Here is a 9,420-nt window from a genome sequence, read left to right as displayed (position 1 = left end):
ATAGAGTGTTTCTGCTTTACCCAGCAGCGGTTAGCGGGAGGCAAAGACATGCTGATGCCATTACAGTTTTATGTGGATCCGGCGTTGCCGCGCCAGTTCAGTACTATCACGTTGTCGTACACTTTGTACGATGTAACCAGTACTGATCTGACTGCAACGTCATCCCAACTTGGGGAATAACATGAATAAGACCTATGAAAAATACTATGTTCCCGCACAAAGCCCGTGGCCAATAGTGGGGGCCGTGGCGTTGTTTCTGATTGCCTTCGGAGCCGGGAACTTTGTCAATGAAGTTACAAAACAGCAGCCAGGCTTTGGCGGTTATGTTTTGGCCGCTGGCTTTGCGGTATTAATCTTTATGCTGTTTGGCTGGTTCAAAAACGTAATTGATGAGTCGATGAGTGGCTTGTACAGCGCGCAAATGGACCGTTCATTCCGGCAAGGGATGAGCTGGTTTATCCTGTCGGAAGTGATGTTTTTTATGGCGTTCTTCGGCGCGCTATTTTATGGCCGGGTCATTGCGCTAGACTGGCTAAGCGGTGGCAGCAACAACGCCATGACATTTGAATTGCTGTGGCCCCAATTTGAAGCGATGTGGCCGTTACTCAAAACGCCCGGTGGTATTGAGACACAGGCTATGCCAGCGTCCGGTTTGCCACTTATCAATACGGCAATACTGGTGATCTCTTCCATTACGCTGCATTTTGCCCACGTCGGGCTGGAGCAGAATAAACGCGGTCAGTTAAAGCTGATGTTATTGGTAACCATATTGCTGGGCCTAACCTTCCTGAGCTTGCAGGTGTATGAGTATATTCATGCTTACCGGGATTTGGGGCTAACACTGGCATCCGGCTTTTACGGGAATACGTTTTTCCTGTTAACGGGCTTTCACGGCATGCACGTTACACTTGGCGCAATTATATTGCTGTTTGTGTTCTTCCGCGTGCTAAAGGGCCATTTTACGCCGGAAAATCACTTTGCCTTTCAGGCTGGCGCCTGGTACTGGCACTTCGTTGATGTTGTCTGGTTATGCCTGTATGTGTTTGTCTATGTGCTGTAGCAACTAGTAAGGCCTGGGGTTAGGTTCTATCAGCCCCAGCGCCTGCGCTAAGAAGATAAGTAGCAGCACAATAGCTGAAAACATTACGCGACGGCCAAGGTGGCGTGACATCCTGACTTCTGGTTTGTCAGGGTTAAGCATAACCAGGCCGGCCCTGACCAGATTTACAATAATAAAAAGCAGTAACGCTATGACAATAAGTTTAATCAACATCGATAACAGGCTCCGGATCCAGAATGATGCGCGTTAAGCTGGCGAAGCAGATTTTTGTATTTAATCCGCTGTGGCTTGTCCTCACTTTGACCGCTTTTGCTATTTTAATCAACTTGTCATGGTGGCAACTGAACCGGGCAGCGGAAAAAGCAGAATACCTGCAACGCTTACAGCAGTTGCAGGAAAATGGGGCGCTTGAACCCGCACAGTTGCAGACACTGGACCCAGCCAGCTTTGATGGCGCGCCGCTGGCGGGTCAGGCGACATGGCTGGCACCTTATATCTGGCTGCTGGACAATCAGATAGTCAATGGTAAAACGGGGTACGATGTGATTGTACCTGTTCAGGCAGCAGGGCTGACTCAGCCATTGCTGGTGAATCTTGGCTGGTTAAGTGGAACATCAAGCCGTGACGTATTGCCTGAACCTGACATTCCCGCAACCTTTACGCTAGACGGTCTGGTTCGTGCCGATGTGAGCGGCCTGATGCTGCTGGGGCAAAACGTTGAAGATACTGGCAAATGGCCGATGCGCATTCAGCAGGTCGATTATACCGAATTGTCAGTGCTCAGCGACCTGACGTTGTATCCGGCCTTAGTGTATCAGCTGAGCGGGAGCCTCTATACACCGCATTACAAGGCCGTTGTGTTGCCGCCACAAAAGCATCGTGGTTATGCATTGCAGTGGTTTTTACTGGCTGTCGCCGTGCTGGGGGTTGCATTGGCTGCCAGTCATCAGGGAAAGGCAAACTATGAATAAAAAGAAGTTTCTGCTGCTGTTTATCCTGTGCTGTGCTTTACCACTGGCAGCAGCCAAGCTGGTATTAGAAATGGGCTGGTTTAGCCGCGGCGCTTCCAGTCATGGCCAGTGGCAGCAGGCCGAGGTGTTTCTGTTGCCTGCGACAACGGAAAAAGCGCATTGGCGTCTGGCTGTTCCGGCGTCTGAGGGATGCGATAACAAGTGTCAGCGGGCATTGTTTACAGTACAGCAATTGTATGTTGGGCTGGGCCGCAAGCAACAACAGCTGCAGCCGGTGCTGCTTGGCAGTGCACAAGCGCCTGAGCAATTTACTGTATTCAGTAGGTTACAGCCTGAACAGTCAGTGCCGGAGACGCTTAACAACCATATTCTGTTAATAGACCAGCAAGGGCTGGTGTTACTCAGTTATCCTGCTCCAGCCACCGATGCCGATATGGCGGGTGTCGCCAAAGCTATCCGCCAGGATTTACTTAAACTGCTTAATTATGACCGGACCAGCGCATGAAAAAACAACAATGGCTGGCGACCATCGCCATTTTTCTCACCATGGGGGTGATACTGTTAGGTGCCTATACACGCTTAACAGATGCAGGTTTGGGCTGTCCCGATTGGCCGGGATGTTACGGATTTTTAAAAGTGCCACATCAGGAACATCATATTGCCGCCGCAGAGCAGGCGTTTCCTGACAGGCCGCTGGTGCATCACAAAGCCTGGAATGAAATGGTGCACCGCTATTTTGCCGGAAGCCTGGGACTACTCATCGCTGTCATTTTCTTCAGCAGCATGTTCAGCAGACAAGGCTCCAGGGCGGTGCCGGCGGTGCCGGCGGTGTTGCTGTTGTTGGTTGTGTTTCAGGCCGCGCTGGGTATGTGGACGGTAACGTTGAACCTGCTACCTTTGGTGGTGATGGGCCACCTGTTGGGTGGATTCAGCCTGCTGAGCTTGCTGGCAGTTTACTGGCTGAAGCTGCACCCTGATTACAGGGTACAGGAACCGCAGTTGGTATCGCTAAAACCTTTTGCTGTGCTGGCGATTATTGTACTGGTTAGCCAGATTGCACTAGGCGGTTGGACGGCGGCAAACTACGCTGCACTGGCCTGTATCGAGCTGCCGGTCTGTGAGCAGGGCTGGCTGGAGCGGTTGAACCTCAGTGAAGCTTTTGATTTACACCTTGGACATGATGATTACGAATACGGTGTGATGTCTGCCGAAGCCCGTCAAACAGTGCATGTGTTTCATCGCTTTGGTGCCATGGTAACGTTAATTATTCTGGCGGCTTTTCTGCTGCAGCTATGGCGTCGTGCCCAGGCGCCATTGATGCGAAAGTTAATTCTGGCTGCTGCCACATTGTTACTGCTGCAGTTTAGCCTGGGGGTGATGAATGTTGCGCTGCATTTACCGCTGCTAAATGCTGTGGCGCACAATTTTGTCGCTGCCAATCTGCTGATGCTGATGGTCGTTATCTATATGCAACTGCGCCACAGCAGTCGCTTTTCACCGGAGGAAACGCTATGACTGCCATTGTGAAAGCAAGACCGGGGATAAGCCGGGTTCGTGATTATCTGGAACTGACTAAACCTAAAGTCGTGGCATTGCTGGTACTCACCGCCTGGGTTGGCATGATGTTAGCGGTGCCAGGCATACCGGAACTATCAACGCTGGTCGTGGCGACACTGGGGATAGGCCTGCTGTCTGCAGCCGCTGCGGCGATGAATCATGTCGTCGATAAAAGCATAGACGCGCAAATGGCCCGTACTTACAGCCGCCCCGTGGCCAAAGGCCGCATCAGCACAGTACAGGCTGTCAGCTTTGCTTTTACGCTGGCGCTGAGTGGTTTTGTTTTGCTGTATTTTGCCGTAAACGCGCTGACAGCCTGGTTAACGCTGGCCAGCCTGTTCGGTTATGCTGTGGTATACACCATGTTTTTAAAACGTGCGACACCGCAGAATATTGTGATTGGCGGTTTAGCCGGTGCTATGCCTCCGTTGCTGGGATGGACCGCTGTGACCGGTGAACTACACGGCCATGCCCTGTTGCTGGTGATGATTATTTTTGCCTGGACACCGCCCCATTTCTGGGCGCTGGCGATCCACCGGCGGGATGATTATGCCAAGGTGAATATGCCAATGTTGCCGGTTACCCATGGTATTGAGTTCACAAAGAGTGTGATCTGTTTGTATACCGTATTACTTTTTCTGGTATGCCTGATGCCGTATTTAGTCGGTATGAGTGGCGCAATTTATCTACTGGGCAGTGCCTTGCTTAATCTGCGGTTTATGCAGTACGCCTGGAAGCTGAAATTTAACCCGGATGCCGGTACGGCGATGGCGACCTTTAAGTTTTCAATTGTGCATCTGATGGTATTATTCCTGCTGTTACTGGTTGATCATTACTTTAAGGTATCGCCTATTTATGTTTCGTAATCTCGGTTATGTGTTATTAGCCGCAGCGGCGCTAGCTGCGGGGCTGGTGTTTTATCAGTTATCACAGCTAAATGCAGAGCCTAAACTGGCGCTGGTGTATCCTCAGCCCAGAGCGCTGGCAGATTTTGCGCTGACAGATCAACATGGCCAGACTGTTAACCGCGAGCGTTTATACGGTAACTGGACATTGGCTTTTGTCGGTTACACCTCGTGCCCGGATATCTGCCCGTTGACGTTAGCCAAACTGGCCGGAGTGCAACCGGATTTAGCTGCGCTAACAGAACAACCGCTTAAAATCTGGTTTATTTCGGTAGACCCCAAACGTGACAGCATTGAACAGTTAAACAGCTATGTCAGTTACTTTGAGCAGGCCGATGTGCTTGGCATGACGGCAGGGCATGACCAGTTATTTCCATTTGTCCGCCAGTTGGGGCTGATGTATGCCCTTAGCAGCACCACCGCAGAGGACTATCTGGTTGATCACAGTGCTTCGGTTGCGCTGATTAACCCTCAAGGTCAACTGGTTGCTATGTTCAAGCCGCCGATGCAACAGGGCGAGTTGCCAGTGATCGACGCACAGCAACTACTGGCCGATTTCCCGTTGGTGCTGAAAAAGCTTAAGGCTGGCTGATCCAGGGCTGCGAATACCAGTAGAAGTAACCTTTTTTACTCAGTGAAGGTGCAGTGCAGTTGTACCGGACGCGGCTGCCTTTAAATGCCGCGCTTGCGGTAACGCTGAAAGTGTTATCGTTCAGCCACTGTGGTTTGATAACCTCACTGCCGGCAAAACATTGCAGCTGCGCCGGGCGGAAATCATCAAGCTTCAGCGTTAAAGTCAGTGTTGGCGGGTTAGCTGGCGATACCGGATTAACACCATGATAGTCAGTGATATGGAATGGCAGCGTCCGCAGCTTCTGGCTTAAGTCATCCATCTGGGCATAACGACCGGCCGCAGGATAGCGTGGAATACGGCTAAGCGCCGTGTTGTTGCCAATAGCCCCGGATTGCTGGCCGATACCGATAAAGCCAAGCTCAGTGACCAGCTGCTCCAGCTCCAGGCTATATTCGCCGTAGGGATATGCGAGCCACTGATGGCGTTGCCCGGTAACCTGTTCGATTTTATCTTCTGCCGCCAGAATGCTTTGTTTCATGCGCTCGCGCCAGGCTGAACGGCTTTCTCCCTGCTCTGGTTGTGCCATATGCTCATGCCACATAGCATGATTGGCCACCAGCACGCCATCCTCGGACATCTGTTTAACCTGTTCCCAGCTCAACAACGGGCCATCACCTTTGTCGATGCTTCCCGGGCTGATAAAGATGGTGTAGGGAAAACCAAACGCCTGCAAAATCGGGTGGGCTGCGCTGAAGTTATTTTCATAACTGTCATCGAACGTAATCACGACCGCATTATCAGCAACCGGTTCGCCACTTTTAAGTTGGTGAACCAGCTTATCAAGGCCAATTACCTGAAAGTTGTTATCTTTTAAGTACTGCAAATGCTGACGCAGCTCATCCGGCGTGACGCTGGTAACTCTGGGGGTGTCAGTAGCTACGTGATGATAAATCAGCATCACTGCTGCCTGAGCGGGCAGGGTAGCCAGTAACAACAATAGAACACAAACGCGTATCAGCATCGCAGGATCCTGGTATTAGCTGTGCCAACCCGCACTACTGAGCGGAGCTACTGGCACGGACGGGCATCAGACAGGTTGGATTAGTAGTAAGAATGCTCACCGCGCTGGTGTTCGGTAATGTCGCGCACACCGCTTAACTCGCCACTAAAGCGGTTGAGCAGTTCTTTTTCAATACCTTCTTTCAGCGTTAAATCTACTTGTGAGCAGCCATTACAACCACCACCAAACTGCAGCACGGCAACGCCATCCGGCGTAAGTTCGATGACTGATACCCGGCCGCCGTGATTGGCCAGCTGAGGATTAATTTCGCTGTCGATGACGTACTGCACCCGTTCCACTAAAGAGGCGTTGTCACTCACCTTGCGTACTTTGGCATTCGGCGCTTTTAATGTCAGCTGAGAGCCCATCTGATCAGTGACAAAATCGATTTCTGCATCGACCAGAAACGGTTGACTCTCGTTATCAATAACAGCATCGAAACCGTTGAAGTTCAGTGTCAGATCTGTGTCTTCTACAGCATCAGGCGGGCAGTAAGATACGCCACACTCCGCTTGAGCCGTGCCCGGGTTGACCACAAACACCCGGATATTGGTGCCGGCAGGTTGTTTGGATAACAGCTTGGCAAAATGCTGCTCTGCCTGTTCAGAAATCGTAATCATAAGAGTACCTGACTAAATTACTAGGTTAATGGTTATGATACTCCTCCTGTTTCTGTGATGCCAGCCCCGCTTGAGTTTTGCATCTGTTCTGGCTAACTTAGCCGCAGCACAGAGGAAATCAATAATGAAATATTACATGTTACTGGCGCTGTTCGCGCTTAGTGGTTACAGCGTTGCCCAGACTAAATATGTGCCGGCAGTACAAAATTCAACCCTGCCGACACCAGAGCAGGTACTGGGGTTTCATGTCGGCGACTGGCATGCCCGTCATGATCAGATCCAGCGTTATATGGAACAATTGGCCGCAGCTTCACCGCGGGCACAACTGGATATTATCGGCTACAGCCACGAACAGCGGCCTTTGTTACAACTGGTAATTTCTTCTGAACAAAATTTGCAGCGGTTGGAGCAAATCCGGCAGCAACACCTTAATGCAGCACGTGATGGCGAAAGTATTGCAGACGACGCGCCAGTGATTATCTGGCTGGGATACAGCATACACGGTAATGAACCCAGCGGCGCTAATGCAGCTTTGTTGGTAGCTCAGTATCTGGCGGCGGCAGAAACTGACGAAGTGCGCAACTGGCTGGATAAGGCGGTTATTTTGTTACAGCCGAGCCTGAACCCGGATGGACATGACCGTTTTGCACAGTGGGCGAACAATCATAAAGGGGTTATGGCAGTTTCAGACCCACAGCACCGTGAGCACAATGAACCCTGGCCTAATGGCCGGCCGAATCACTACTGGTTTGATTTAAACCGGGACTGGTTGTTACTGCAACATCCTGAAAGCCGTGCCCGTATCGCCCAGTACCAGCAATGGTTGCCGAATATTGTCGGCGATTACCATGAAATGGGTAAAGACAACACTTTCTTTTTTCAGCCTGGTATTCCAAGCCGTAACTACCCGCTGACGCCGAAACGGAATTTTGTCCTGACGCAAGAATTGGCAAACTTCCATGCTGCGGCATTCGATCAGGCGAAACAGCTGTATTTCACCGAAGAGAGTTTTGACGATTTTTACGTTGGTAAAGGCTCAACGTATCCGGATATTCAGGGCAGTGTCGGCATTTTGTTTGAACAGGCCAGTAGTCGGGGCCACGCACAGGACACCGACAATGGCGTGCTACTGTTTAGCGATACTATTCAAAACCAGCTAACGGCATCGTTATCAACGATCAGAGGGGCGGTTAGCAAACGCACAGAGCTGCTGTCTTATCAGCAGGATTTTTATAAATCCGCGCAGCAACAAGCCAGAAACAGTAAAACCAAAGGCTATATGCTGACTGAAGCTGCAGACAAGACGCGTTTTGCTGCCTTGCTCGATGTATTACAACGTCACCATGTTGAGGTGTATCAGCTTAACCGTGACTGGCAAGATGGCGACACCAGTTATGCAGCAGGTACCAGCTATTACGTGCCTTTGCAGCAACCTCAGTTCCGCCTGATCAAAGCAATGTTCAGCACGGAAAAGAATTTTGCCGACAACACCTTCTATGATGTCTCAGCCTGGACGCTGCCTTATGCTTACAACATTGCCTTTTCCGCTATCAGTCGTGAACCGGCGAAATCCCAGCTGACGACGTCGTGGCAAAACAGTGCAGCGAAAAACAAGGCGCTGCCGGCAAATCAATATGCCTATGCGTTTAACTGGCAGGATCAACAGGCTCCCTTGTTGCTGCAGGCGTTATTGCAGGAGAAGCTGGTAGTCCGCTCTGCTATGGCAGCGTTCACTGCCCGCAGTATTGAGAGTGATGTCAGCTTGAACGCCGGAACTATGGTTGTGGCTGCTGGTTTACAAACTGAGGCAGACTGGTTCAATCGCCTGCAACGCGTGCAGCAGCAGTTCTCTGTGCCCGTGTATCCGATTAGCTCAGGCCTGACGGCTCAGGGGAGTGACCTGGGAAGCCGCAGGTTTGCCGCCGTTGTGCTGCCAAAAGTGTTGCTGCTCGCAGGACCTGATATCAATTCGACTGAAGCAGGCGAAGCCTGGTACAACCTGGAACGGTTAGCCGGAGTATCGCCGACGCTGGCAGAGCCGCAACGTTTACGTCAGCTTGACCTTAGCCGTTATAGCCATATTCTGCTGCCGGACGGCAACTATAACCAGTGGCAGGAAAAGGAGATTAATCAGCTTAAGCAGTGGGCGGAGCAAGGGGGCGTGCTGTGGGGGCATAAACGCGGCGCAGCCTGGCTGGCGAAAGCCGGTTTGCTAAAAGCCGGCGTCTGGCAAGGCGAAGAGATGAGCAGTCTGATCCCAAATCATGATTTAAGCTATCAGGACAGAGAAATGTTGGCTGGTAAGCAGCGCATAGCCGGTGCTATTTATCAGGCTGAACTTGACCTTAGCCATCCGCTGACATTTGGCTTAACCCGCGCCACCTTACCGGTATTTAAAAACAGTACTTTGTTATTGCAGCCCAGCCCAATGCCCTTTGTCAATGTTGCACTTTACAGCAGCTCACCTCAGTTGGCAGGGTATACGGCGCCTGAGTATCTGCCGCGTATTAGTCAGAGTGCAGTACTGCTGGCGCACAATATTGGTAAAGGCCGTGTTATAGCGATGTCAGATAACCCGGTGTTTCGTGGCTATTTTTACGGCTCCAGTCGCCTATTGGTGAATGCCTTGTATCTGGGCACCGCATTTAGCAGTGCGGCTGATTAATTAGCCAG

The 9,420-nt window shown here is 51.2% G+C and carries 11 protein-coding genes; 8 read left to right on the top strand and 3 right to left on the bottom strand.

From position 1 onward, the window contains the following. Together VIN66_RS09590 and VIN66_RS09585 are read left to right on the top strand one after the other, a co-directional pair. On the top strand, nt 1-180 hold a 180-nt coding region (locus VIN66_RS09590), incomplete at its 5' end, for a cytochrome c oxidase assembly protein (RefSeq protein WP_331923776.1). A gap of 1 nt (nt 181) precedes the next feature. Further along, nucleotides 182-1,060 (top strand): cytochrome c oxidase subunit 3, encoded by an 879-nt coding sequence (locus tag VIN66_RS09585; RefSeq protein WP_331923775.1) that lies wholly within the window; start codon nt 182-184, stop codon nt 1,058-1,060. A gap of 3 nt (nt 1,061-1,063) precedes the next feature. Here VIN66_RS09585 and VIN66_RS09580 read toward each other — a convergent pair whose 3' ends face one another. Next, nucleotides 1,064-1,273: a DUF2909 domain-containing protein gene (locus VIN66_RS09580; protein ID WP_331923774.1), complete on the bottom strand. Its 210-nt coding sequence runs from the start codon at nt 1,271-1,273 to the stop codon at nt 1,064-1,066. A 23-nt stretch (nt 1,274-1,296) separates the two neighbouring features. On the opposite strand from VIN66_RS09580, the gene VIN66_RS09575 reads away from it, so the two are divergent. The 5 genes from VIN66_RS09575 to VIN66_RS09555 are packed head-to-tail and all read left to right on the top strand — an operon-like array spanning nt 1,297 to nt 5,085. Further along, nucleotides 1,297-2,031, top strand: a complete 735-nt coding sequence (locus VIN66_RS09575) for an SURF1 family protein (protein WP_331923773.1) — start codon at nt 1,297-1,299, stop codon at nt 2,029-2,031. Beyond that, entirely contained in the window at nt 2,024-2,536 is a 513-nt protein-coding gene (locus VIN66_RS09570) for a hypothetical protein (RefSeq protein WP_331923772.1), read from the top strand. The genes VIN66_RS09575 and VIN66_RS09570 overlap by 8 nt, the downstream gene beginning before the upstream one ends. After that, complete coding sequence (locus VIN66_RS09565) at nt 2,533-3,546, top strand: COX15/CtaA family protein (RefSeq protein ID WP_331923771.1); 1,014 nt, start codon at nt 2,533-2,535, stop codon at nt 3,544-3,546. Before VIN66_RS09570 ends, VIN66_RS09565 begins: the two co-directional genes overlap by 4 nt. Then, entirely contained in the window at nt 3,543-4,454 is a 912-nt protein-coding gene (cyoE, locus tag VIN66_RS09560) for a heme o synthase (RefSeq protein ID WP_331923770.1), read from the top strand. The genes VIN66_RS09565 and cyoE overlap by 4 nt, the downstream gene beginning before the upstream one ends. Further along, complete coding sequence (locus VIN66_RS09555; RefSeq protein ID WP_331923769.1) at nt 4,444-5,085, top strand: SCO family protein; 642 nt, start codon at nt 4,444-4,446, stop codon at nt 5,083-5,085. Before cyoE ends, VIN66_RS09555 begins: the two co-directional genes overlap by 11 nt. Here VIN66_RS09555 and VIN66_RS09550 read toward each other — a convergent pair. Then, on the bottom strand, nt 5,072-6,088 hold the full coding sequence (locus VIN66_RS09550; protein WP_331923768.1) for a polysaccharide deacetylase family protein: 1,017 nt from the start codon (nt 6,086-6,088) through the stop codon (nt 5,072-5,074). The genes VIN66_RS09555 and VIN66_RS09550 overlap by 14 nt on opposite strands. An 80-nt stretch (nt 6,089-6,168) precedes the next feature. Beyond that, nucleotides 6,169-6,747, bottom strand: a complete 579-nt coding sequence (gene nfuA / locus VIN66_RS09545; protein WP_331923767.1) for a Fe-S biogenesis protein NfuA — start codon at nt 6,745-6,747, stop codon at nt 6,169-6,171. Nucleotides 6,748-6,871: 124 nt separating this feature from the next. Here nfuA and VIN66_RS09540 point away from each other — a divergent pair, with 124 nt between their 5' ends. Further along, nucleotides 6,872-9,412: a M14 metallopeptidase family protein gene (locus tag VIN66_RS09540; protein ID WP_331923766.1), complete on the top strand. Its 2,541-nt coding sequence runs from the start codon at nt 6,872-6,874 to the stop codon at nt 9,410-9,412. Nucleotides 9,413-9,420 lie beyond the last annotated feature (8 nt).

The organism is Rheinheimera sp. (assembly GCF_036568245.1).
Lineage (GTDB): Bacteria > Pseudomonadota > Gammaproteobacteria > Enterobacterales > Alteromonadaceae > Alishewanella.
The sequence above is the reverse complement of the archived record's forward strand: the minus strand, read 5'-3'. Positions and strand labels throughout refer to the sequence as shown.

Coding starts and splice junctions, on each gene's coding strand:
- VIN66_RS09585 (WP_331923775.1), top strand. CDS start 182: ATGAATAAGACCTATGAAAAATACTATGTTCCCGCACAAAGCCCGTGG.
- VIN66_RS09580 (WP_331923774.1), bottom strand. CDS start 1,273: ATGTTGATTAAACTTATTGTCATAGCGTTACTGCTTTTTATTATTGTA.
- VIN66_RS09575 (WP_331923773.1), top strand. CDS start 1,297: ATGATGCGCGTTAAGCTGGCGAAGCAGATTTTTGTATTTAATCCGCTG.
- VIN66_RS09570 (WP_331923772.1), top strand. CDS start 2,024: ATGAATAAAAAGAAGTTTCTGCTGCTGTTTATCCTGTGCTGTGCTTTA.
- VIN66_RS09565 (WP_331923771.1), top strand. CDS start 2,533: ATGAAAAAACAACAATGGCTGGCGACCATCGCCATTTTTCTCACCATG.
- cyoE (WP_331923770.1), top strand. CDS start 3,543: ATGACTGCCATTGTGAAAGCAAGACCGGGGATAAGCCGGGTTCGTGAT.
- VIN66_RS09555 (WP_331923769.1), top strand. CDS start 4,444: ATGTTTCGTAATCTCGGTTATGTGTTATTAGCCGCAGCGGCGCTAGCT.
- VIN66_RS09550 (WP_331923768.1), bottom strand. CDS start 6,088: ATGCTGATACGCGTTTGTGTTCTATTGTTGTTACTGGCTACCCTGCCC.
- nfuA (WP_331923767.1), bottom strand. CDS start 6,747: ATGATTACGATTTCTGAACAGGCAGAGCAGCATTTTGCCAAGCTGTTA.
- VIN66_RS09540 (WP_331923766.1), top strand. CDS start 6,872: ATGAAATATTACATGTTACTGGCGCTGTTCGCGCTTAGTGGTTACAGC.